The sequence below is a fragment of the Bacillus cereus group sp. BfR-BA-01379 genome, assembly GCF_022663605.1.
GTDB lineage: Bacteria > Bacillota > Bacilli > Bacillales > Bacillaceae_G > Bacillus_A > Bacillus_A mobilis.
On the sequence record NZ_JAKUFT010000001.1, the window covers coordinates 34,608 to 58,907 of the forward strand.

The window sequence follows — 24,300 nt, forward strand, 5'->3', positions numbered from 1 at the left end:
ATAAAAAAGGAGAGATAACATGTATCGCATTCATAAAGAACATATCGTTTACGCAATGTCACCAGATAATCAGCCTTGTATGGCAGTAGAAGTAGGGAGTCGTCTTGTATTTGAAACATATGATTGCTTTGAAAATCAAATTGACTCTGAAGATGTTGCGTTTCAAGAATTAGATTGGAACCGAATTAATCCAGCGACTGGTCCAGTATATATTAATGGTGCAGAACCTGGTGATATTTTAGTTGTATCGATTGAAAAGATTAAAATTGCAGAGCAAGGTGTTTTAACTACTGGAACGAATCTTGGCGTAATGGGTGAAGATTTAAACGGAAATACAGTGAAAATTGTCCCGATACATAATGAACATGTTTTGTTTTCAAATGAACTACAAATTCCGATTAATCCAATGATTGGTGTTATTGGTACTGCGCCGAAAGAAGAGAGTATTTCATGTGGCACTCCGCATGATCACGGCGGTAATATGGACTGTAAAGAAATAAAAGAAGGGACAACATTACTATTACCTGTAAATGTTCCTGGCGCTCTATTAGCATTAGGTGATTTACACGCGGCGATGGGTGATGGTGAAATTGGTGTTAGTGGAGTAGAGGTTGCTGGTGAGGTTACTGTAACAGTTCAAATTATAAAAGGAAAGAAATGGCCACTACCAATGGCTATTCAAAAAGAAAAAGTAATGACGATTGCTTCAGAGAAATTGTTAGATGATGCAGCGAATCGTGCTGTACGTAATATGGTGACATTTTTACATGAAGAATTAGAAATGTCTAAAGCTGATGCAACGCTTTTATTATCAGCTGCAGGTAATTTGAAAATTTGCCAAGTTGTGGATCCATTGAAGACTGCTCGGATGGAATTAGGTATGAATTATGTGGAGCAATTGAGATTTACTTTGAGTGAATTTCATATTAAATAAGAAATAATAGAAGAAGGATGCTGTTGTATAAAAGTATCCTTTTTGGATTTACGGATTATATAAAAAAAGGTAGTATTTATTTTATCCCGCTTTAATGGTCAGTAAGGCCCCCACCACAAAATTCAGCGAAAGCAAAGAAGTTAGGTGGGGGATCAACTGCCCATAAAAGTCCGATTGGTTCAACTAATAATCAGTGGGAGATGAAGAAAACCCCCACTGATTAAAGTTTCACTTTATATAATTGAATATAAGATTGTGGATCGAAAAAGGAGTAAACATATGGTTAAAATTATGATTGTAGAAGACGATATGAAAATTGCAGAACTATTATCAACACATGTCGCGAAATATGGATACGAAGGAATTATTGTATCGGATTTTCAAAATGTATTAAACATTTTTTTAGAAGAACAACCAGAGTTAGTTTTATTAGATATTAATTTACCAAGTTTTGATGGTTACTATTGGTGTCGTCAAATTCGTGGAGTTTCTACATGTCCGATACTATTTATTTCGGCTCGTGAAGGCACGATGGATCAAGTTATGGCGCTTGAAAACGGTGGCGATGATTTTATTTCAAAGCCATTCCATTACGAAGTTGTAATGGCTAAAATTCGTAGTCATTTAAGACGTGCTTACGGAGATTATGCACCGAAAGTAGAAGAACGGATGGTTGAGCAACAAGGTCTTTGTTTATATCCCGAAAGGCTTGTATTGAAGCTTAAGAATCAAGAGATTGATATAACAAGAAATGAAGCTATTTTATTAGAGATGTTAATGAAAAATTATCCGCGTGTTGTGGGTAGAGAAGTGCTATTAAATAAATTATGGGATAGCGAATCTTATGTTGATGATAATACTTTAAGCGTAAATACAACTCGAGTGCGTAAAAAGTTAAAAACATTACAGATTGAAGATGCAATTGAAACGATTCGTAGTGTCGGTTATAGATTACATATTACTTGGGATACTGGTATGGAAAAATGATAAGATTGTTTATTCGAGATCATATACCACTTATTTGTTTTACAGCAATCCAACTACTAGCCATATTTCTTGTATATTGGTTTGATGGGCATAACCATATTGCAACGGCATTATATGCAATGTTTTTAGGTGCATTTTTTATGTTGAGTTATTTAGTATTTCGTTACTTTACACATCGCTCTTTTTATGAACGATTAGCAAATCCGCTTGAATCTTTGGATGAATCTGTTCAAAAATCTGATTTTTCAGCTGTATCTACTGCGCTTCAAGACCTACTTGAGGTGCAATATCGCCATTATCAAAATCAGCTGCAAATACAAGAGAGAAAAAATAGTGATCATTTAACCTTTATGAACCAGTGGATACATCAAATGAAAACACCTCTATCTGTAATAGAATTGATTACACAGGATGAAGTAGACCCACGTTTTGAAAGTATAAATGAGGAAACAGATAGGTTGAAAAAGGGGTTAGAGATGGCTTTGTATGTCGCACGTTTAGAAGCATTTACACAAGATTTTTATGTGGAAAAAGTACAGCTACATAAAATAGTGAATGATTCCGTGCATGAACATAAACGCTTCTTCATCCGGAATTTTGTATATCCAGAGCTTACAATTGATAAGGATATTACTGTGGAAAGTGATGCGAAATGGTTACAATTTTTAATTGGACAAATACTATCGAATGCGATTAAATATTCGTCAGGTAGTAGAGAGAAGATTAAAGTAAATGCTTGTAAGGAAGGTAATAACGTTATACTTGAAATTATCGATAGTGGTGTAGGAATTCCGAAGCAAGATGTACCAAGAGTGTTTAAACCTTTCTTTACAGGAGAAAATGGTAGAGATTTTAAAGAATCAACCGGAATGGGGCTATATCTTGTATATGAAATTACGAAACAATTAGGACATAGTGTAGAAATCCATTCAGAAGTTGGTAAAGGTACCGTTGTACGAATTATATTTTTTAATGTGTAAATAAGTGACTTAGGCTAAAGAACTTTGGAGATAAGTTTTTTAGCCTTATTTTATCCCGCTTTAATGGGCAGTCCGATTGGTTCAACTAATAATTAGTGGGGGATGAAGAAAACTTCCATTGATTAAAGTTTCACCTTATGGCGATTATATGAAATGGTAAAAGGTCATCTTAGTATGTTTAACGACACGCTATTAAATACGATTGTTAAATTAGAAGTATTTAATAAAAAGCTGATAAATAGTTTTTGTAAGAAAAAAGCCACCCGTTTGAAAGAGATAGCTTCATGAATCCATCCTATGAATAAGTGTATCAACATTAATAAGTATAATGTTCGAATTCGTGATATTTTTTGTAGATTATAATAGAATTTGTCTTTTATTTTTTCATGAAACAGTATTGTAATTAAGTAAACAAACTTAATAGTTTATATCCAATTAATCCTAAAATAATGATAGGAACCATCATTAAGAAAGAAGAAATTCGATTAGCATTAGAGCGTTCTAATACAAGAATGAAGATAATCCCGACTATCACTTCGGTATATCCAACAGGTAACATATGACTATAGTCTTCAAAATTTAAAAGAATGTGAAGTCCATCCGTTACAAAAACTCCACTAATAAGTGCGCTTCCGAATTTATGAAGTGGATTTGTAGCATCTTTCCATAGAAAACCTGCAATTCCAAAGATAGTTCCCCCTATAAATGCACATACGATCCATACAGATATAAAATAAATAGAGTGAGCTACATTTGTAATAACTATTGCATAGCCATAGTAGCCTAATACCATACCAAGTAGTGCAAGGATGCCAGAAAGTATAGCTGTACGCTGAGAATAACTAAAGCTAGCTACAAAAAAGGATGGAACTAACCAAACACTTCCTAGATTCGCTAATGAATTCCAATGTCCTGGAAGTATACCTTGCCCCAATTTAGTTAGTATACCAACAATTATCCCTACTATAATCGGGATGAGATAAATCCTTAAAAACATATTTAATTTTGTGATTTTTAATGTCCTGTCCATAAAATCAATCCTTAGATTAATATTTTCTACAAACATATAATAGCTTATTATAGGGTAGTAATCAATAAAAATTTATCGAAAAACAATAAGTGGTTATTGGGTAACGAATAACATTTTGTTTTTATAATTAGGTGAATAAAAATATCAAGTACTCGTTACTCAACCAAATGGTAAATCAAATAATATATGAAAGTAATGAAATTACCCAAGTCATGTAATTCAACTTATTATAAATCTCTCGTATTTTTATGGCATGATTTATGATAAAAAAGAAACGAAAAGGGATTGATATAGTTTCCTCCTGTTTTTATTTACAATTTATTAGAAGGAGGGTTTTTTTACTAGTTGTGAATGTTAGGGGGATTGTAATGGATATTCGTAAAATGAAATATTTCATAACAGTGGCAGAAGAATTAAACTTTAGTCGTGCGGCAGAACGTCTTATGATGGCACAACCGCCTTTAAGTCAAGAAATTCGAAAGTTGGAAGAAGAATTAGGTGTTCAACTTCTTCACAGGACAAAAAGGATGGTTGAGCTTACCGATGCGGGGAAAATCTTTTTAGAAGGTGCGCGACAAACGTTACTTCAAGTCGATAGAACCATTAAAGAAACACAGCTCGCGGATGAAGGGAAGATCGGGCATTTAATCATCGGTTTTGTTGATTCTATAGAAACGGTTATAAACATATTAAAAACGTTTCGAGAACGGTTTCCTAAAATTCAGCTTATATTACGTGAGATGACAACAGACCAGCAAATAAAAGCGCTCTATGAAAAACAAATTCACATTGGATTTATTCGTTCTATGCAAAATAATGAAATATTATCTTCCGAAGTTTGTTCCAAAGAACGTTTAAAATTGGTTTTATATGAAAGTCACCCATTAGTTTCGTTACCTAATATTTCTATTAAAGAACTAGTAGATGAACCATTTGTTTTATTTCCTCGTCATTTCGGTACGAACTTTTATGATTTAATTATTAGTTACTTTTGGGAACATGGAGTAAGTTTAAATATTGTTCAAGAGGCGATTCAAATGCAGACGATTGTTAATTTAGTTGCAGCAGGTATGGGGATTTCTGTCGTTCCATCATCAGTGGAAAGTTATAAAAAATCGGGAGTCATGTATAAAGAGATTCAAGAAAATACACCGGAGATAAATTTATACGCTGGATGGAGACAAGATGAAAAGTCCGTCGTACTCGAGAACTTCTTAGCAGTTGTTAGAGAGATTTATAAGACTTCACAACTTGAATTTGAAAAATAAAGGCCCATCTTGATTGGATGGGCAGTAGTGAATTTGGAAAGGTACTATATTTATTGTTAAGTCACTGATGATTTAACCTGTTTTACTTGGATCATATTCAATGAAACCTTTTAGCACACTATCAATTTGACCCATAATTTCAGGTGACAATGTAACATTAGAAGCAATTACATTTTCTCTTATTTGCTCCGGATTGGAAGCGCCAATAATAGCAGAGGAAACAGCTGGATTTTGTAGTACCCAAGCAACTGCGAGTTGAGGTAGGGTGAGATGATTTTCTTGTGCAATAGGATTAAGTTTTTGTATAGCAGTAAGTACATTATCACTCATCCAACGTTGTACGAGTTTGTTAAAAAACGGTTTTCCCGCATTTGAATTAGCACGTGATTGAGCAGGAATTGGTTTACCTGGTTGGTATTTTCCAGTGAGAATACCTTGTGCGAGGGGAGACCAAACAACTTGACCAAGTCCTTCACGTTGACATGTAGGTATTATATCTGTTTCGATCACTCGCCATAACATCGAATATTGAGGCTGGCTAGCGATAAGAGGAATGTTCAATTCTCGGGCAAGTGCTGCACCGCGTGTGATTTGCTCCGATGTCCATTCACTTACACCTAAATAAAGGACTTTACCTTGTCTTACAAGATCTGAGAACGCTAACATTGTTTCTTCAAGAGGAGTTGTTGTATCGAATCGATGTGCATAATAGACATCAATGTATTCTGTATGTAGCCGTTGTAACGATGCATTACAATTTTCTATAATATGTTTGCGTGATAATCCACGATCATTTTTTCCAGGTCCGGTTGGATGGCAAACTTTTGTACAAAGCTCTATACTTTCTCGGCGTAGTCCTTTCAAAGAGCGACCAAGTATCTCCTCAGCAATAGTGTCCGAATAAACATCTGCAGTATCGAATGTTGTAATTCCAACATCTAATGCAGCTTTCACACATTCATTTGCAGTATCTTCATTTACTTTTCCACCATGATTTATCCAGTTACCGTATGCAATCTTACTTACTGTTAATCCACTGTTTCCGAGTTTGCTAAATTCCATTGTAGAATCCCTCCTTAAAAATGATAACTTTATTATAAAAACTGAAATGTAGTATGTATAATATAAAATTAATCATACAGTTATATAAAAATTATATAAGAGGGAATGCTTAGAAGGATATTATTAGTGAAATCTAAAGAAAAATAAAGTATTCTTATTCAATTTGAAGCTAAGAAATGATAAATAGACCTAGAAGAAAGCAATCATAATAATAGCACATATAATTGTATTTACTCATACAGTACTATCATGGTACAATATGGTTATTAACGACGGAAAGGAATGATGGGTGGACGATGATTAACTAATCTTATTTTTAAATGTTGAAATTCAATAAATTTCAATTTCTAAAAAATAGGATTAGTCTGCCCAATTTCCATACAGCGGTATTGCTATTTATGTTACGCAATAGCTTATTTGGGTGTAAATATTTTAACGACTAATCCTGCCAAATTTATTTGGGAGGATTTTTTTATTCTCCCTTAATGAAAGGGATCGGTATTATGAAAGAACTATTAAAATTAAATGATGTTTATGTTGAAATAAAGGAAAATACTTTGTTAGAGAAAATGAATGTGATAGTAAGACAAGGGGATGTTATCGGGTTAATTGGTAAAAACGGGGCTGGTAAATCAACGTTACTTCAATTAATAAATGGGAAAATTGAACCATCAAAAGGCACTGTTGAATGGATGCAAATGAATGTGACAACAGCATATGTTGAACAAGAAAAAGAATCTTTCGTTAGTAAGGATATGATTGCAAAAGAAGCCGAACTTCTTGCGAAATGGGGTGTGCCAACGAACGATTTCCTTACTTTAAGTGGTGGCGAAAAGCTGAAAGTTCGATTAGCAAAAGGGTTTGCTGAAAATCCTAATGTTTTAATTTTAGACGAACCGACAAATCATTTAGATGAGATGAGTACGGAATTTCTCATTAAGCAAATAAAAAATATGAAAGGTACAGTTATCGTCGTATCACATGATCGATACTTTTTAGATGTTGTCGCAACTAGAATATGGTCAATTGAGGATAAGAAATTAATTGATCATATTGGTGATTATACAAGTTATATGAAAGAACGTGAGCATAAAAGATTGACGCAGCAGCGTGAATATGAAAAACAACAAAAGAAGATAGAACAAGTAGAAACACATATAAAAGAATTAAGTTCATGGTCACAAAAGGCACATGCGCAGTCTACAAAACAAGAAGGAGTGAAAGAGTTTTATCGTGTAAAGGCGAAGCGAATGGACGCGCAAGTTAAATCAAAACGAAAACGCCTCGAAAAAGAGCTGGAGAAAACGAAGATAGAACGTGTGAAAGAAGAGTATTCAGTTGAATTTTCTATTCAAGCGAGTAAAAAAGTAGGAAAACGTTTCTTAGAAGTAAAACAATTACGGAAAGAATTTAATAATCGGATATTATTTGAAAACGTTAATTTTACAATTCAGCACGGTGAAAAGGTTGCGATTATTGGACCAAACGGTAGCGGGAAAACAACGTTACTAAAGATGATTATGGGAACAGAAACTGTCGAAGGAGAAGTATGGATTTCACCATCAGCAAACATTGGATATTTAACACAAGAAGTATTTGATTTACCGCTTGATAAAACACCAGAAGATTTATTTTATAAAGAGACATTTGAGAAGAGAGGAAAAGTCCAAAATTTAATGAAACATTTAGGATTCCAAGCTTCTCAATGGAAAGAGCCAATTGAGTATATGAGTATGGGAGAAAGAGTGAAATGTAAGCTCATGGCTTATATTTTAGATGAAAAAGATGTACTTATTTTAGACGAACCGACGAATCACCTTGATCTACCTTCACGTGAACAGCTTGAAAATACATTAGCTGAGTATAACGGAACACTCGTAATCGTTTCTCACGATCGATATTTTCTGGAGAAAACAACTAACGCAAAGCTCTTGTTTTTAAACAATACGATACAAAAACAGCTTGAAGAACCTACGAAAACTAGAGATGAAATGGAAGAGCTACGTTTAACGTTAGAAACAGAAAGACAAGAAGTATTAGGGAAATTAAGCTTTTTAACTTCTAAAGACAAAGAATATAAAGAACTAGACGAACGGTTTATGGAACTTACGAAGCAGATTAAGGCGCTTTAACGTAAGGGAAGGGGGAGAAGAGAGTTTGACTAATTTATTTAAAATAGATTGTGGAGATATATACCTACAAGAGTTTACGGTCAAAGATGCAGAGAGTATTTATAAAATAGCAAATCAACCAGAAATAGAAAAGTTTTTACCAGACTGGAAATCAACGAAAGAACAACGAGTTAATTGGGTTACAAATGAAGAAATACCAGAAAACAAAGCATTTCTTCATGCAGTGAGAACTACGTCTAACATAGATGATCACATATTAAGACTAGGAATATTTAAGAAAACTACAAATGAATTTGTTGGATGGTGCTGCACAGGTATGAAAGATGAGCTTCCTGCACCGAATAGAGAAATTATGTATGCTGTTTCAAGTGAATATCATAATAATGGATATGCAACGAATGCGACACAAGGCTTGATCGGCTATTTGTTTGAAAATACAAATGTGGATGTCCTTAACGCAATTGCATTAATTAATAACGTACCGTCAAATAAAGTTATTGAAAAATGCAGGTTTGTTTTTTTGAGTCAACAGACGATAGAAAGTCAAATTTTTAATCATTATGTATTGAGTAAATCCGAATGGATAAAAAATAGTGCTCTTTAAAGGGAATGATCATACAGTGCAAAAAAGCTTAGAGCTATAACTCTAAGCTTTTTGCATTTATATAATAAAGTTTTGATATACTATTGTATTTCCTGCCACTATATAATTATTATAAGATAGTTATGCATTTATTTTAGTTTGGAAACAGTTTTATTATCAGTTTTTTTAGAAATCTTACAAGCGTGTAAGATAAATGAAAGATGAATCAATATGAGTTATAAGACAATTCATTTACACTCTATTGTAAGAAGTGCAAATGAAGGGAGAATATAAATGGAAATTTTACATGCAAAAAGTATTAGTAAAGTATATAAAGGGAAAGTGCCTTTTAAAGCATTAGTAGATATTGATTTATCAATTCAAGAAGGTGAATTTATAGGTATTATGGGGCCATCAGGGAGCGGGAAAACAACGTTATTAAATATGGTATCTACTATCGACTCTCCCACATCAGGAGAAATAATAATAAATGGGACAAATCCTTTCCAGTTATCCTCTGAAGATTTAGCTTTATTCCGTAGAAAACAATTAGGATTTGTATTCCAATCATTTAATCTACTTAGCACACTTACAGTAAAGGAAAATATCGTATTGCCAATGACTTTAGATGGTGTTTCTGTGCGAGAAATGAACAAAAGAGTAGAAGAAATTGCAGCGAAATTAAATATTACAGATATATTGAATAAAAGAACGTTTGAAATTTCAGGGGGACAAGCTCAAAGAACAGCAATTGCTCGTGCAATTGTTCATAAGCCGCAATTATTACTTGCCGATGAGCCGACCGGAAATTTAGACTCTAAATCTTCAAATGATGTAATGGAGATGCTGGATACGCTTAATAAGGAAGAAAAGGCAACGATGATGTTAGTTACACATGATCCGTATGCAGCTAGTTTTTGTAGCCGAGTAATTTTCATTAAAGATGGTCAACTATATAACGAAATTTATCGTGGTGAAAGTCGACAAACTTTTTATCAAAAGATTATGGATGTCCTTTCTTTGTTAGGAGGGAAAAGGCATGACTTTTCGTCAGTTCGCATTTAATAATATTTTTCGAAATAAGCGTACATATGCTGCCCATTTTTTAAGTAGTGCATTTTCGATTATGATTTTCTTTACGTATGCACTTTTATTATTCCATCCTGATTTACAGGGGGAGTTAAAATCGACAAGTAAAACAATAAGTACATTTGGTACATTTGGATTTCAAGTATCCCAAGGTTTGATTTTTGTATTTTCATTTTTCTTTATTTTATATTCAGTGAGCTCGTTTTTAAAAACACGTAAGAAAGAATTTGGCATTTTAATGATGCACGGTATGTCGATGAGACAGCTTAAGAAGCTATTGCTAATTGAAAATATGTTAATTGGACTTGGCTCAATTTGTATTGGGATACTCATCGGCCTCATATTTTCTAAACTAGTTTTACTAATCAGTGCCAGTGTATTAATGATTAGTAATGGCTTACCTTTTTATATACCAGTGCAGGCTGTATTATTAACAGTTTTCACGTTTCTAGTCTTATTTTTAATCGTTTCGTTAGTTACATTTAAAACGGTTAAAGTAACCGAACTTGTGGAACTTATTCAAGCTGGAGAAAAGCCAAAGCCTGAACCGAAAGCTTCAATAATATTATCGTTACTTTCTTTAATTAGTATAGGGTATGGATATATTTCAGTATTTCGCTTTATTCAAAATCACAGTTTTATTATGCTCGGAATGGGTGTGCTCTTAGTAATTATAGGAACGTACTTTTTATATACACAATGTAGCGTTTATATATTGTATCTTGCGAAAAGGAGTGAATCTTTCTTTTTAAAGAGAACAAATATATTAACGTTTTCAGAATTAATTTACCGTATGAAAGATAATGCAACGATGTTTTTTATAGTGTCTATTATTTCAGCGGTTGCTTTTACAGCAATTGGCACTACAGCTGCTATTGGGAATAAAGAATTGGTAAGGATGACAAATCCGTATACGTTTCTTTATGTAGGTCCTGAAAAAGACAAAATGGTGGATAAACATCTCTCTATTATAAAAAAACATCTTGCTGATGCGAATATTCCATATCGGACGGCTTCATCTTCTTATAAATATACAGAAAATAATGTATATGTAATGAAGTTAAGTGAATATAACGACCTTGCGAGAGCACTAGGGTATCAACAAGAAACAATTGAAAAAGAAGATGAAATATTACTAATCCCTGGAATGGTATCACAAAAACAAGAATTTAAAAATGGTGATTATATAAAGAATATTGAAGTCATTGAAGGAGATTGGACAAAAATATTTCGTGTGAAAAAAGCTGTAGAAAATTTAGTTTTGCCACATGATACTAGCGGTATTTTTATCGCAGTTCAAGATCGTGTATATGATGGTATTCCTTTTAATACCAATCAAGATGATGTAGTTATTCAAAATCGTACTTACGGATTTGTTGTAGATGACTGGATAAAGACGAAAAAAATTTCAAATCAATTAAATAGTATATTCGATGAAGATGCAAGAGAAGGTAATTTCTATTTTCAAGCTTTGACTTTAAATTTGTTAGAGGCAAAACAAACAAATGGATTATTACTGATGGCAAGTGTTTTAGTTGGAATCGTCTTTTTCACATTCGCCGCTAGTTTTATTTACTTCCGGTTATATACTGATTTGGATCGCGATCAACAACAATATAAAATGATTTCGAAAATGGGATTAAGTAAACGAGAGTTGAAAAAAGTGGTAACGAGACAGTTATTATTAATGTTCTTTTTACCAATAATCATTGCAGTAATTCACACAGTGGTTGCATATATGGCATTGCAACAATTAGTCGATTTCTCTATTTTAAATAGTTCTATTGTAATTTTAATTTCGTTTATTTGTATACAAGTTTTATATTTCTATATAACTCGTTGGCGTTATTTACAAAAGCTATATAAAACCATGGAACAGTAGAGAATATCAGCAAGTAAGACTGCATAAAAGCTTGTAAAAACAATTTGAGTTATGAAAGGAACTGTGATGAAGAAAATATTATCTATTTTCATTTTAAGTATATTAATGTTAATAACTTTAAGTGCATGCTCTAAAAATGAAAACAGATTTCCAGCTAACGGTGTACTAATTATTGGAGATGAAAATAATATTTTATCAATTATGAATCGTTATCAGGAAATTACGAAAGAAAATGAAGTGTTTTCTGTGAAAACAGGTACATCTGGAAATGGGCAAGTATTAATTTTAAATGAATCTACAGCGCAAGCGTTGATTAAAACAAAGGTTTTTCGTAAAAGAGATAATGGATCCACTTCTAGACATATAGATACGTTACCGAGTTTCCCAAAAGAGGGCTCACTATTATTTGCACAAGAAGAAAAAAAGACTATGAAAAGTATTGAATTAGAAGGCAAGGCGATTGCTGTTAAATACGGAAGTGATGCTTGGATAGGTAACACTCGTAAATATCAAACGCAATGGTATGTAATTGTAGCAAAAGATAGCGTGTATAAAGAAATAAATGCAAAAGAGACGAAAATGCACCTGCTCCACTTGAAAAAGTCTTTAGGTGATGAAAAACCTAAAATGTCGACAGATAATACATTAATAAATGAAACAGTAAAAGTAGAAAAGTTAATTAAAGATTATAAAGGGGAGGTGTCATTCCAGTTTATAACGATTGGAGAAAAATCTTAAAAAAGAGTTCGAGGTTGATAGAAATTTTATCAACCTTGAACTCTTTTTAATACCATTTAAACAACTTACATTACTTCATTTAATCGTGTCTCGTTCGTTTCTTCAATACCATTTGAATATTGAACCGAACTATCTTGAGCTTCCTTTTCTTTACGGGCCTTTTGTAGCATTTCAAGTATAATCCATAAAGGAATACCTTTATCTTTTAACATCTTCCATAAATCTAATTCATTAAATTTATGCTCAGGTTGTTTCATCTCTTTTTCAGATGAACGGATATCAAATTTGATGGGATCATTTGATTTTTTATCTTCAAGTTTAGTAGAAGAGATAGTATTATGTTCAAGGTTAGATGGAGTTATTTTAGTAGGTTGAGATAATGTATGAATATTTAATCCGATTTGCATGGCTTTTCCTCCTCCTTAAGTAATGGAATTAGTTTTCTTATGATTTTTAAAGCTATTTAACATGAGGAAACTAAATCTAATTATAAATTCAAATAATAAGATTTACAAGTTGTATTCTAAAAAGTAAATGCTTACTTGATTTAATATTTATCAACATTTGCGTATGTTTTCTGTATATACAATGTATATAAAATACTTTACATTATGTTTAAGTTAAGAACTCTTTTTTAATAGAAATATGTAAACGTTTTATTAAGGGGGGAGAAAGAATGGGGAAGTTAATTTTAAAAATATGTTTTTTCGCACTAATGATTGTTTTTTCGTTCACAGTAAAAACAACATACGCTGAAGAGAAGCAACAAAATAATTATCCTATCATACTAGTGAATGGTTTTGCAGGGTGGGGTAGAGAGGAAATGTTAGGAGTTAAATATTGGGGTGGTGTTCATGATATACAAGAGGATTTAAAAAGAAGTGGCTATACAGTACATACTGCTGCTGTTGGACCTGTTTCTAGTAACTGGGATCGCGCATGTGAATTATATGCGCAAATTAATGGTGGTACAGTTGAATACGGTGCCGCACATGCTGAGAAACATGGACATAATCGTTTTGGCAGAGCTTATAGTGGTTTTGCATCGAATTGGAGTGAAACAAATAAAGTTCATTTAGTTGGGCATAGCATGGGTGGACAAACGATTAGAACATTAGTACATCTATTAAAAGAAGGTAGTTTTGAAGAAAAAAATTATGTGAAAAATCATCCGAACACGAATATATCACCACTATTTGAGGGTAAGAAATCATATGTTCATAGTGTGACAACATTAGCAACTCCTCACAATGGCACTACACTTGCGGATGGTAGTCTTCTACTACCGTTCGTTAAAGATTTACTCATTACAGCTGCAAGTTTTGGAGGGAATAATAATTTATCGTTATATGATTTTAAATTGGATCAATGGGGTATAAAAAAGAATACTGGAGAGTCTTTTTTACAATACACTGATCGTATTGTAAATAGTACACTTTGGAAAGATACAAAAGATATAAGTCAATGGGATTTAAGTACAGATGGTGCAAAAGAGCTGAATAATTGGGTAAAGACGCAATCAGATGTGTATTACTTATCCTATAGTGGACATGCCTCACAAGCAGCACCTATAACAGGTTTACATTTACCTCATATAACAATGAATAAAGTGTTAATGGGTAATGCATTTTTCTTAGGTTCCTATGCAAGATATGAAGTAAACCGTCCATTAATTGATACTTCTTGGTGGCAAAATGATGGTGTAGTAAATACAAATTCTATGATCGCGCCTTCTTCTAATACTGCGGTAAATAATAATGAGACTTTACAGATGGGAAAATGGAATCATATTGAAACGAAAGCAAATTGGGACCATCTCGATATGGTAGGACTTAGTGTTTCAGACACGTTAGGTTTTTCTAATATTCAAGAGTTTTATAGAACAATTGCAGAAAAGCTATCAAGTTTACCGAGATAGGTAATAATAAAGCGCTCTCGATGGAATTCGAGGGCGCTTTATATTATATTGAAAGAGGGATATGGTAGAAAAATATGGGGGGATATTATGAAAATTCAAGTTGTATTATCAGGATATGGAACAGTAGGAAGAGAGTTTATAAAATTAATAAATGAAAAATATTTATATATATATGAAACATATGGGATTCAATTAATTGTAAGTGGCGTGTTAGGTAGAAATGTTGCAATTCATAATGAGGATGGTTTATCTATTCATCACTTATTAAGGTATGGTGGCGGTAGCTCTGCAATTGAAGAATATATTGAGTATAATCCGAAGGAACGAGCAACAGATAACATAAGTGGTACAGTACTCGTGGAATCAACAGTTACAAACCTTAAAGATGGAAATCCAGGAAAGCAATATATAAAACAAGCGATTGAGAAACATATGGATATTGTAGCAATTTCAAAAGGCGCACTCGTTACAAACTGGAGAGAAATAAATGATGCAGCAAAAATCGCAAATGTACGAATTCGATATAGTGGTGCAACTGCGGCCGCATTACCGACTCTAGATATTGGGCAATTTAGTTTAGCTGGATGTCATATTGAAAAAATAGAAGGAATATTAAACGGGACTACAAATTATATTCTTTCGAAAATGAATGAGGAAGATATTACGTTTGAAGAAGCACTAAAAGAAGCGCAAAGTAAAGGGATTGCTGAAACGAACCCAATATTAGATGTAAGTGGTTCTGATAGTGCTTGTAAATTGTTACTTTTGACAAACAGTTTAATGGGAACAGAAAATACGCTTGCAGATATACATATAAAAGGAATCGAACATGTTACAAAACAAGAAATTCGACATGCCAAGGAACAAAATAAATATATTAAATTAATAGCTTCAGCATATAAGGATCAGGAGGGTAAAGTGGCTCTTAAAGTAGAACCATACGAAATAGATAGAAATCATCCACTAGCAAATGTAAATGGGACAGAAAAAGGGATCACGTTCTTTACAGATACGATGGGGCAAGTTACTACAATTGGTGGTGCATCAAATCCACGCGGAGCCGCAGCAGCAGCTTTAAAAGATATAATTAACTTATACCGAAAAGATTTGCACCTTATTAACGAGGAGTAAAATCATCCATTAATTATTAGCCTTTACTTTATAAGACCGTACCGCCCTTTATAAAAAATACATATGTAGTGGACCTTTAAAGAATGAAATAAATATGAAAAAATGATTGCAGGGGGTAAGGAATTGTTTAAAGATTTTAAAGTTGTCAAAAATCGTCCTGTTTATATTCAATTGAAAGATTATTTGAAAAAGATGATTATGAAAGGGCATTTACTCGGGGATCAAAAAATCCCTTCAACAAGGGAACTAAGCGAATTACTGAGTGTTAGCAGAAATACTGTACTCGCTGCTTATGCCGATTTAGAGCAAGAAGGACTCATTTATGCAGTTAAAGGAAAAGGGAATTTTGTTGCGAAGATTGATATTTCAAACACTTCGTCTGTTAAAATAGATTGGAAAAATAAACTTAATACAGTTACCTTATTAGCGGATGAATTAGATTTAATGAAACATGGTGTCCGCTGGGAAAAAGGAATGATTGTTTTTAATAGCATTGCTCCGGACGAAAAGCTATTTGATGTGGAAAATTTCAAAAGAGCTTTTCTTACTCGTATGTCCATTGAAGGTGATGTCGTATTAAACTACGGCTACGCTAAAGGCTATAGACCGTTAATGAATTATCTACTTCATTATATGGAAATGAAAGGTGTAGATATTTCGAACAAAGATATTTTAATTACAAATGGATTTACTGAAGGATTGGATATTGTACTATCCTCGTTATCCAAAAAATCAGGGCGGGTTATTTGTGAGAACCCGACTCATCATGCTGCACTGAAGCTTTTCCGTTTGCATGGACTTGAAGTGCATGGAATTAATATGAATGAAGATGGCATCGATACGAACGAAGTAGAAAAAAGTTTGTGTGAAAAGGATTTTGATTTCGCGTATTTAATTCCTTCTTATCATAATCCAACTGGTATTGTTACGAGTTCGGAGAAAAGAACGGAACTGATGAGATTATTCTCAAAATATAAGGTTCCTATTATAGAAGATGGGTTTAATGAAGAGCTACGTTATTCAGGTTCACATTTAGCACCATTATTAACTTTTGCTGGCGCTGGTAATAATGTAATTTATATTAGTAGCTTTTCAAAGGTGCTTTTCCCTGGTTTACGTGTAGGATGGATCATCGCAGATAAAGAACTAATCCATCATTTAGAAAGTGTAAAAAGAGCAAGAACAATACACACATCAACGTTAGATCAAGCTGTTCTATTTCAATATTTACATGAAGGGTATTTTGAAAAATATTTAAAAAAGGCAAGATCAGTTTATAAGAAAAAATATGAGTTAGCTGTTGGGGCGTGTAACGAGTACATTCCGTTTCAAAGAATGACCGGTGATGGTGGCCTTCATTTATTTATAGAGTTAGAAGAAAAAATTCATGCCCGTACGCTTTTGCAAAAGTGTTATGAGCAAGGGGTTACATTCTCTCCAGGAGATGTTTTTTATTCTGATGGAGGAGGAGCGAACACGTTTCGATTAGGATTCTCACGTCTGAAAGAAGAAGATATAGTTCGGGGAATCAAAATAATTGGTGATACAATAAAAAATGAAATTTGGAGTTGAGGAAATGAGAATTGGCGTTATTATGGGTGGAGTATCTTCTGAAAAACAAGTATCAATTATGACTGGAAATGAAATGATTGCACATTTAGATAAAAGTAAGTATGAAATAGTCCCAATTACGTTAAACGAAAAAATGGATTTAATCGAAAAAGCGAAGGACATTGATTTCGCGCTGCTCGCATTACACGGAAAATACGGAGAAGATGGGACTGTTCAAGGAACACTTGAAAGTTTAGGTATTCCTTATAGTGGCAGCAATATGTTATCTAGCGGTATATGTATGGACAAAAATATTTCGAAAAAGATTTTACGTTATGAAGGTATAGAAACACCAGATTGGATTGAACTTACAAAAATGGAGGATCTAAATCTTTATGAATTAGATAATTTAGGTTTTCCGTTAGTGGTAAAACCAAACTCTGGTGGCTCAAGTGTTGGGGTGAAAATTGTCTATGATAAAGACGAATTAATCTCGATGTTGGAAACTGTGTTCGAATGGGATTCTGAAGTTGTAATAGAGAAGTATATAAAAGGTGACGAGATTACATGCTCAATTTTTGATGGAAAACAGTTACCTATCATTTCAATTCGACATGCGGCGGAGTTCTTTGATTACAATGCGAAATATGATGATGCTAGTACAATTGAAGAAGTTATCGAACTTCCAGCTGAATTGAAAGAACGAGTAAACAAAGCGTCACTTGCTTGTTATAAAGCTTTGAAATGCAGCGTTTATGCGAGAGTTGATATGATGGTGAAGGACGGTATTCCATATGTAATGGAGGTTAATACATTACCAGGGATGACACAAGCAAGTTTATTACCGAAAAGTGCAGATGCAGCTGGTATACATTATAGTAAACTATTAGATATGATTATTGAAACTTCATTGAGAGTAAGAAAAGAAGAAGGATTTTAAGTAGCAGTAGCATGAATACTTTTGACAGTAACATGAAGTATGTTATGATGATTACAATACGAAAATTAAATATTTATCCACTAGGGGGGCCTAATATAGGCTGAGATCAAATGAGAATTTGAGACTCTTAGTACCTGATCTGGTTAATGCCAGCGTAGGGAAGTGGGAAAGACTTTGCTATTTTATGAATAAATACTGTCAATTTCACTTTCTTTACGCCTGTAAAGAAAGTTTTTTTGTTTTACAGATTTAATAATAGTGGGTAAATACTTAAATTTTATACATAATTGGAGGGATTTAAATGACTTTTTCACAATCATTACGTAAAGAAGTAGATTCAATTTGGGAAGCTAGTTTTCATCATCCTTTTGTAAAAAAACTTGGCGAGGGAACGTTAGATTTAGCTAGTTTTCGCTATTACGTGCTTCAAGATTCATATTATTTGAGTCATTTCGCTAGAGTACAAACTTTAGGTGCTGCAAAGGCTCTAGAATTAGAAACGACAGCTCGGATGGCACACCATGCTCAAAATACATATGAAGCAGAATTATCTTTACATGAGAATTTTGCGAAAAAACTAGGGATAACACAAGAAGAAAAAGAGAATTTTATCCCAGCCCCAACTGCATATGCATATACTTCACATATGTATCGTGCTGCGTATGAAGGACATTTGGGTGATATAATTGCGGCAATTTTACCTTGCTATTGGTTGTATTATGAAATTGGTGAACGTTTAAAAGAGTGTCAGCCAGAAGAGCCAATTTATAACGAATGGATCTCTGCTTATGGATCTGATTGGTTCCGTACATTAGTTGAAGAGCAAATTACACGATTAGATGCAATAGCTGAAAAAGTAACAGAGGCAGACCGAAATCGAATGAAACAGCACTTTATTATTAGCAGTCAATATGAATATTCATTTTGGGAAATGGCCTATACTTTGGAAAAGTGGCCAGTGAATACAGATATAAAAGATGTAATTGGATAATGAGTAGAGATAATGCTATACACAGGTATGGATAATACCTATGTATATGATTTCACAAAAGAAGTATCGCAAAAAGACGCATCAATCTAAGTGCGTCTTTTTTCAATTTATAAAAATGAGCCCATGGAAAAAATAACCTAAAAATAGGTATATGAACAAGATACATCATCTAGTGATAGGTCATACTTTGTAGGTGTACGTATTGAACTTAGTTTATCCCGCTTTAATGGGCAGTAAGCCCCCCACCTCAAAATTCAGCGAAAGCAAAGAAGTTAGGCGGGGGTCGGGCTGCCCATAAAAGTCCGATTGGTTCAACTAATAATCAGTGGGGGATGAACAACCCCCCACTGATTAAAGTTTCACTTTATAGCGCTATTTCTACTTAGATTTAACGAACAGAAAGATAGGAAAGCATTGAAAAGGTTGAAGTTTATAAATGGAGGTCATGAAAATGAATAAGTTTCAACAAGAACTACAAGCATTAAGCCTTAATGATTACCAGCCTGGAAATATCGTGTATTGGGATCAACAAAACCAATATCCATATTACTATATTGAAGATGCTGTTCGTCGCTGTGGAGGTTGTGGTGGTCGTTGTGGAGGTTGTGCAGGTCGCTGTGGTGGATTTCGTTGTGGTGGATTCCGTTGTATTGGTTGCTTCGGCTGTTTTGGTTGTGGCGGCTGCGGAGGTTGTGGTGGCTGTGGTAGTTGTTCAAATTGTTTTAGTGGTTTTAATGGTTTTAATGGTACTACTGATACAACTGGTACTATTGTAACATATGAATATTGATAAGAGAAAAAAGGAATCCATTAGTGAAGCATTATGTAATTTTTATTAAAGAATTTAATTAAAACACATGTAGCATTCAAGTGGAAGAAAGATATTTAGATTTTTAGTTGTAAATCAAGATAAGGTCAAAAAAGCAATGACTAGATTTAAAACCTAATCATTGCTTTTTTGTATTTTTTACCATAAAATAAGAAATCTGTTGCTTCTAGTTAGTGGATAGCAAAAGAAATTATTACAACTATGTAAGGTTAATGTAATGTTAATCGATAGTAAAAGAAGATACTTGAGTGTATTTTAAATAAGATTTAAAAGTACTGTTTATTTTTAAAATATTAGGGTAAGCAAAATTTTATTAGGAAGTGTATTAAAATGATTGAACTTAAATCTATTATCCATTCGTACAAACTAAAGAGAAAAATAGCAAGGGATTTATACGGAAACAGAGATGAATTGACACTGTTATTAAATGAATTTAATAACATGAAGTACACAGTAACATGTGAAAAAAAGAAAGATAATATATTATCTCGTTTACAATTAATCTATCAAAATATGAAATTTGATAAGCAGTATCCTCTTCCAATTACTTTTAATAGTAAATTATTGGATCGATTAGAAAAAGAATCTCTTCATTCTATTGAGGAAGTTATAGCATGTCTACAATTAATGTTAGATATAAATTATGAGAAAATAAAACAATATGGATCGGGTACAAGTAGGTCATTTGTTCCATTATCGCAGTCATCCATTTGTCTTGCTGATTGTGTTTGTATAACTGGATTTGTATTTGGATTACTAGGTGCAATTACATTAGGGGGATTAGTGTTATCTGTATGTTCAATTACATAAATGCTGATATTTGCAAGAAGGGCACCGAATTAAGGTGTTCTTTTTTAGTTTTATTGTAAAATTATTGTAAATGTTAAATACATTACAATAATAATATTATATAATTCTAATGTATTGAAATAAAGATATTAGAGGTGTCGTATATGATAATTACTTTTAATTTTTAAATCAGTCGTTTTAAGAATATATTATTCGGAGGTATGTTTTTACTTTTCTTTTAAATACTTGGTATAAATCGATTAGATTAAGAGTTAATTTTTCTAGCTTTTTGTGATCAAGACAAATGAAGAAAGGAAGTAATCATCTTATGGAAAAATTAAAGTTGTTAACATTTGAAGATATAGTAGAACCTCTTTTAAATGAAAACGTATCATTTATATATTTCCCTATTGATTGGCTTGATATTGTAGAGATACATTATAAGACATTTTTATTAACAAGTAAGTTGAAACGATTGAATGAAAGATTATATGATATGTTTTCTGATATATTATTTATTCAGCATAATCCGTATGTATTAAGTGAAAATACACCATGGATTGTATCCAAAGAACCTGTTAGAAAAGAACAACTCGATTATATTTTCCAAAGTTGGTATGAGGTGATTCATGATTGGAAACCAAATAAATTAATAGAATTGCCAAATTATGAATGGCATTACGATTTAATTTCTAACATACCTGTACTACATGATTATGAAATATATTCTAAGTGGGTGCCTGCTTTAATTTCTCATATTTTTTGTGAACAACCTGGACGAATAGAGAATATCAATGAAGAAGATATATATTTTTCTCCTCTTAGATCACAAAATATTTGTGAGGCAATGTCAGAGCCTATTAAAGATGAAAAAACTCAAGATTATTTTGCCTATGTATATCGTTTCGAATGTATCACGCGCGGGGGCGAAAATATTCCATTATTAAATGTTTCAATAGGAATTCGGAGGTTTTATCAAGAATATAACCATCCAGATATTCCTTTGCTATTAAGACGAAAACGGGGCATGATATTGGTTTCTACTCCAGAATTTGCATCGAATAATAAGAAATTACGATTTGTAAAACTAAAAGTTCAGCAGGCTACAAACGGCATCAAATGGATTAAGATATTTAGAAATTTAAAAGATGATTTTCGTATAGGTGGAGAAGTTGAATTAGAGCATATTCTTCAATATCCGAAAGATTATATGATAGGAACAAATATTAGGGTGTTGCTTCCATATAATGAGAGAATATATAAAGTTCAAGGTACTAAAATAAAACCTGGTATAAAAGTAAAAGAAAAAGAGCATCTATTTAAAGGGTTTCAGCAAAAATTCGCTAATTTCACATTACTACCAGAATGTAAAAAGGTAGCAACAAATAATGAAAATGAATTATTCCCTTTAATTGCACCAAAAGGATTAGAGACTATAACGTTAGAAATATGGTCTGAAAAAATCTCGTTGGAAGTTGAACAAGCGTTATTTGAAAGTGAAATTGTGTTAGCTCAAATCGGTGAGTCATTATATGTTTTAAATGCAGATTCTCCAGTATTGTTAAAAATAGTAAGATATAATATTGAAAAAGTATTGCAAAATCCATATAAAATGCAATATTGCCAGAAATACAAAACAAATTTAATAGAGGATGTAATGAAAGCGGTGTATGCTACTGCAGGTGAGCGTAATGATGTGTCATTGGCGTTAATCGCAATGAAAAATTGTGATGGGCGTGAAAAAATTGATCCAAAGCAAATCGTTAGAGAAGGGTTTGCACGAACAAACCGTATTTCAGCATTTATTAATTTATTTATAGGCCAAAGTGTAACCCATAAAACAATAATAAATTGTATTCTTAGTTTATTAGAACAAAAAGGATTTTTGAAACGTAGTTGGAATAAAATAAATTTACCTTGTACATATGTTAATTTATCAATTGAACGAATCTCGAAATTTGATTTCTTACCTATTATTTCACAAATAAAAGGAAAAGAAATTTCATATAAATTATATGGGAATACAGAGTGGCAACCGATTGATTGCTTGTTATTAAATGTAAATAAACATAATACCTTTTTACCACAGCCTTCAAAAAGAAATGATATGGGAATTCAATTTAAACAATTTGTTTTTGAAACATTAAAGGGAATTTTACAACGTGCAAAAGAGAAAAATGAACAAGTTTATTTCATTGTAGATGCGCATTTAAGAAAATATTGGATGAAAGAGTTACAAAATAAAAAAATTGATATAGATATTTTACCGGAGATTGTTCCTGATGTGCTAAAGGTTCCTAATTTAAATGTTATAAGAATAAATACATCTTTTGATACACCAAAATACGGTGTGATAGAACGTGATGATGTTCCAGAGGGCACAAGTTTATATGTAGATCAAAAAGGGATGTATTATAGCACTGGCGAATATTCGCTAAATGGTAGTGAAACATCGCAGCGATACATACTTGAAATATTAACGCTAGGTGTAAAACCTATAGAACGGAATTACATCGCTAAAATGATACACTATATGTGCTGTAATTCAAGTATGCTTCAGGAAAAAAATATACATATGCCGTATTTTATGCATATGGCAAAAGTAATAAAGAGCTATATGACTGATATAGATGCAAGAGAGTTTAAAGAGTTTGATGATGAATTGGATGTAGATATTATAAAAATAAAAAAGAAAGATTCAATTAGTCTACTTTAAATAATAGACAAATCGATGGAGGATATGAGAGCCCGCACTTAAGCCTTTATCGATGCGTTATACCGTTTAGGTGCTAAGAAAGTTGGTTTATATGTTGGGCATCATATGTACGCACCGTTTAAAATGGCAAATGTGAAATGTGATTTCGTTTGGATTCCTCGATATGGTGGCAATAAACCAGCATATCCTTGTGATATATGGCAGTACACAGAAACAGGAAATGTACCTGGTATCGGTAAGTGTGACTTGAATTCGCTTGTAGGGAGTAAGCCACTTTCTTGGTTTACTGGAGCAGAACAGAAGCAGGAGCAAATACAAGCGGAGGAACCTAAACAAAACATCATCCAATCAGGCGCTTTTTCACCGTATGAAGTTAAGTGAAATATACTATGTAATAGCAAATGAAACCTATGTATATGTGAGTGAAGTGAAAAAGGTTCTCTTAACTGAGAACCTTTATATTTATCTCCAACGCCATTCTATTTCGTTTGAATCAAAGTAGACGGCAGGTATTCCAATTCCCTCTAATTGATTATTTTTAGATACAAACCAATTGTTTTCATCCAATAGGATTGGATTTACATCATCTAAAGGCGGATTATTTTCATCTACCATTTTGTTAAGAAACTCTTTGAAATCAGAAATGTTATTAGTGAAATTAATATTTCCATACATCCAAAAACCATCACCATTTGCATTTGAAATGTCTCCTAAATGTATATCTTTAAAGTATAGTTTCATAGCGAATAT

The 24,300-nt window shown here is 32.7% G+C and carries 21 protein-coding genes, 1 pseudogene and 1 riboswitch; of the genes and pseudogenes, 18 read left to right on the plus strand and 4 right to left on the minus strand.

Annotated features, from left to right (window positions below):
- Positions 1-19: 19 nt before the first annotated feature.
- From MR113_RS00185 to MR113_RS00195, 3 genes are all read left to right on the plus strand, one after another.
- Complete coding sequence (locus MR113_RS00185) at positions 20-934, plus strand: acetamidase/formamidase family protein (protein ID WP_242250527.1); 915 nt, start codon at positions 20-22, stop codon at positions 932-934.
- 279 nt (positions 935-1,213) lie between these two features.
- Positions 1,214-1,921: a response regulator transcription factor gene (locus MR113_RS00190; protein ID WP_046955980.1), complete on the plus strand. Its 708-nt coding sequence runs from the start codon at positions 1,214-1,216 to the stop codon at positions 1,919-1,921.
- Entirely contained in the window at positions 1,918-2,901 is a 984-nt protein-coding gene (locus tag MR113_RS00195) for a sensor histidine kinase (protein WP_242250528.1), read from the plus strand. The genes MR113_RS00190 and MR113_RS00195 overlap by 4 nt, the downstream gene beginning before the upstream one ends.
- Before the next feature lie 403 nt (positions 2,902-3,304).
- On the opposite strand, the gene MR113_RS00200 is transcribed toward MR113_RS00195, so the two are convergent.
- Positions 3,305-3,931, minus strand: coding sequence for a DUF6518 family protein (locus tag MR113_RS00200; protein WP_242250529.1), 627 nt, complete (start codon positions 3,929-3,931; stop codon positions 3,305-3,307).
- Positions 3,932-4,299: 368 nt separating this feature from the next.
- Between MR113_RS00200 and MR113_RS00205 the strand changes: the two genes are divergently transcribed.
- Complete coding sequence (locus MR113_RS00205; RefSeq protein ID WP_242250530.1) at positions 4,300-5,199, plus strand: LysR family transcriptional regulator; 900 nt, start codon at positions 4,300-4,302, stop codon at positions 5,197-5,199.
- Positions 5,200-5,271: 72 nt separating this feature from the next.
- Here MR113_RS00205 and MR113_RS00210 read toward each other — a convergent pair whose 3' ends face one another.
- Entirely contained in the window at positions 5,272-6,261 is a 990-nt protein-coding gene (locus MR113_RS00210) for an aldo/keto reductase family protein (protein ID WP_242250531.1), read from the minus strand.
- A 503-nt stretch (positions 6,262-6,764) separates the two neighbouring features.
- Between MR113_RS00210 and abc-f the strand changes: the two genes are divergently transcribed.
- From abc-f to MR113_RS00235, 5 genes are all read left to right on the plus strand, one after another.
- On the plus strand, positions 6,765-8,393 hold the full coding sequence (abc-f, locus tag MR113_RS00215; RefSeq protein WP_242250532.1) for a ribosomal protection-like ABC-F family protein: 1,629 nt from the start codon (positions 6,765-6,767) through the stop codon (positions 8,391-8,393).
- Between the two features lie 25 nt (positions 8,394-8,418).
- Positions 8,419-8,997 (plus strand): GNAT family N-acetyltransferase, encoded by a 579-nt coding sequence (locus MR113_RS00220; protein ID WP_242250533.1) that lies wholly within the window; start codon positions 8,419-8,421, stop codon positions 8,995-8,997.
- Positions 8,998-9,270: 273 nt separating this feature from the next.
- Positions 9,271-10,041 carry an ABC transporter ATP-binding protein gene (locus tag MR113_RS00225; protein ID WP_242250534.1) on the plus strand — a complete coding sequence of 257 codons (771 nt, stop codon included), beginning with the start codon at positions 9,271-9,273 and terminating at the stop codon, positions 10,039-10,041.
- Positions 10,016-11,947 (plus strand): ABC transporter permease, encoded by a 1,932-nt coding sequence (locus MR113_RS00230; RefSeq protein WP_242250535.1) that lies wholly within the window; start codon positions 10,016-10,018, stop codon positions 11,945-11,947. Before MR113_RS00225 ends, MR113_RS00230 begins: the two co-directional genes overlap by 26 nt.
- A gap of 66 nt (positions 11,948-12,013) precedes the next feature.
- Entirely contained in the window at positions 12,014-12,685 is a 672-nt protein-coding gene (locus MR113_RS00235; RefSeq protein WP_242250536.1) for a lipoprotein BA_5634 family protein, read from the plus strand.
- Positions 12,686-12,750: 65 nt separating this feature from the next.
- Here the strand turns inward: MR113_RS00235 and MR113_RS00240 are convergent, their stop codons facing one another.
- Entirely contained in the window at positions 12,751-13,092 is a 342-nt protein-coding gene (locus MR113_RS00240; protein WP_242250537.1) for a DUF3914 domain-containing protein, read from the minus strand.
- A 269-nt stretch (positions 13,093-13,361) separates the two neighbouring features.
- On the opposite strand from MR113_RS00240, the gene MR113_RS00245 reads away from it, so the two are divergent.
- From MR113_RS00245 to MR113_RS00285, 9 genes and pseudogenes are all read left to right on the plus strand, one after another.
- Entirely contained in the window at positions 13,362-14,603 is a 1,242-nt protein-coding gene (locus MR113_RS00245; protein WP_242250538.1) for an esterase/lipase family protein, read from the plus strand.
- A gap of 87 nt (positions 14,604-14,690) precedes the next feature.
- Positions 14,691-15,734: a homoserine dehydrogenase gene (locus MR113_RS00250; protein ID WP_242250539.1), complete on the plus strand. Its 1,044-nt coding sequence runs from the start codon at positions 14,691-14,693 to the stop codon at positions 15,732-15,734.
- Between the two features lie 123 nt (positions 15,735-15,857).
- Positions 15,858-17,306 (plus strand): MocR-like pyridoxine biosynthesis transcription factor PdxR, encoded by a 1,449-nt coding sequence (gene pdxR / locus MR113_RS00255; RefSeq protein ID WP_242250540.1) that lies wholly within the window; start codon positions 15,858-15,860, stop codon positions 17,304-17,306.
- A 4-nt stretch (positions 17,307-17,310) separates the two neighbouring features.
- Entirely contained in the window at positions 17,311-18,225 is a 915-nt protein-coding gene (gene ddlB / locus MR113_RS00260; RefSeq protein WP_242250541.1) for a D-alanine--D-alanine ligase, read from the plus strand.
- A 72-nt stretch (positions 18,226-18,297) separates the two neighbouring features.
- Positions 18,298-18,403, plus strand: a riboswitch (TPP riboswitch).
- Between the two features lie 123 nt (positions 18,404-18,526).
- Positions 18,527-19,216 carry a thiaminase II gene (gene tenA, locus MR113_RS00265; protein WP_242250542.1) on the plus strand — a complete coding sequence of 230 codons (690 nt, stop codon included), beginning with the start codon at positions 18,527-18,529 and terminating at the stop codon, positions 19,214-19,216.
- 451 nt (positions 19,217-19,667) lie between these two features.
- Positions 19,668-20,006, plus strand: coding sequence for a heterocycloanthracin/sonorensin family bacteriocin (locus MR113_RS00270; protein ID WP_242250543.1), 339 nt, complete (start codon positions 19,668-19,670; stop codon positions 20,004-20,006).
- 369 nt (positions 20,007-20,375) lie between these two features.
- Entirely contained in the window at positions 20,376-20,855 is a 480-nt protein-coding gene (locus MR113_RS00275) for a homoserine dehydrogenase (protein ID WP_242250544.1), read from the plus strand.
- A gap of 307 nt (positions 20,856-21,162) precedes the next feature.
- Positions 21,163-23,550 carry an RNaseH domain-containing protein gene (locus MR113_RS00280; protein ID WP_242250545.1) on the plus strand — a complete coding sequence of 796 codons (2,388 nt, stop codon included), beginning with the start codon at positions 21,163-21,165 and terminating at the stop codon, positions 23,548-23,550.
- Positions 23,551-23,559: 9 nt separating this feature from the next.
- A pseudogene (locus tag MR113_RS00285) lies at positions 23,560-23,922 on the plus strand (GH25 family lysozyme); the annotation flags it as partial.
- 90 nt (positions 23,923-24,012) lie between these two features.
- On the opposite strand, the gene MR113_RS00290 reads toward MR113_RS00285, so the two are convergent.
- Entirely contained in the window at positions 24,013-24,291 is a 279-nt protein-coding gene (locus tag MR113_RS00290) for a hypothetical protein (protein WP_071723819.1), read from the minus strand.
- Positions 24,292-24,300 lie beyond the last annotated feature (9 nt).

Coding starts and splice junctions, on each gene's coding strand:
- MR113_RS00185 (WP_242250527.1), top strand. CDS start 20: ATGTATCGCATTCATAAAGAACATATCGTTTACGCAATGTCACCAGAT.
- MR113_RS00190 (WP_046955980.1), top strand. CDS start 1,214: ATGGTTAAAATTATGATTGTAGAAGACGATATGAAAATTGCAGAACTA.
- MR113_RS00195 (WP_242250528.1), top strand. CDS start 1,918: ATGATAAGATTGTTTATTCGAGATCATATACCACTTATTTGTTTTACA.
- MR113_RS00200 (WP_242250529.1), bottom strand. CDS start 3,931: ATGGACAGGACATTAAAAATCACAAAATTAAATATGTTTTTAAGGATT.
- MR113_RS00205 (WP_242250530.1), top strand. CDS start 4,300: ATGGATATTCGTAAAATGAAATATTTCATAACAGTGGCAGAAGAATTA.
- MR113_RS00210 (WP_242250531.1), bottom strand. CDS start 6,261: ATGGAATTTAGCAAACTCGGAAACAGTGGATTAACAGTAAGTAAGATT.
- abc-f (WP_242250532.1), top strand. CDS start 6,765: ATGAAAGAACTATTAAAATTAAATGATGTTTATGTTGAAATAAAGGAA.
- MR113_RS00225 (WP_242250534.1), top strand. CDS start 9,271: ATGGAAATTTTACATGCAAAAAGTATTAGTAAAGTATATAAAGGGAAA.
- MR113_RS00230 (WP_242250535.1), top strand. CDS start 10,016: ATGACTTTTCGTCAGTTCGCATTTAATAATATTTTTCGAAATAAGCGT.
- MR113_RS00235 (WP_242250536.1), top strand. CDS start 12,014: ATGAAGAAAATATTATCTATTTTCATTTTAAGTATATTAATGTTAATA.
- MR113_RS00240 (WP_242250537.1), bottom strand. CDS start 13,092: ATGCAAATCGGATTAAATATTCATACATTATCTCAACCTACTAAAATA.
- MR113_RS00245 (WP_242250538.1), top strand. CDS start 13,362: ATGGGGAAGTTAATTTTAAAAATATGTTTTTTCGCACTAATGATTGTT.
- MR113_RS00250 (WP_242250539.1), top strand. CDS start 14,691: ATGAAAATTCAAGTTGTATTATCAGGATATGGAACAGTAGGAAGAGAG.
- ddlB (WP_242250541.1), top strand. CDS start 17,311: ATGAGAATTGGCGTTATTATGGGTGGAGTATCTTCTGAAAAACAAGTA.
- tenA (WP_242250542.1), top strand. CDS start 18,527: ATGACTTTTTCACAATCATTACGTAAAGAAGTAGATTCAATTTGGGAA.
- MR113_RS00270 (WP_242250543.1), top strand. CDS start 19,668: ATGAATAAGTTTCAACAAGAACTACAAGCATTAAGCCTTAATGATTAC.
- MR113_RS00275 (WP_242250544.1), top strand. CDS start 20,376: ATGATTGAACTTAAATCTATTATCCATTCGTACAAACTAAAGAGAAAA.
- MR113_RS00280 (WP_242250545.1), top strand. CDS start 21,163: ATGGAAAAATTAAAGTTGTTAACATTTGAAGATATAGTAGAACCTCTT.
- MR113_RS00290 (WP_071723819.1), bottom strand. CDS start 24,291: ATGAAACTATACTTTAAAGATATACATTTAGGAGACATTTCAAATGCA.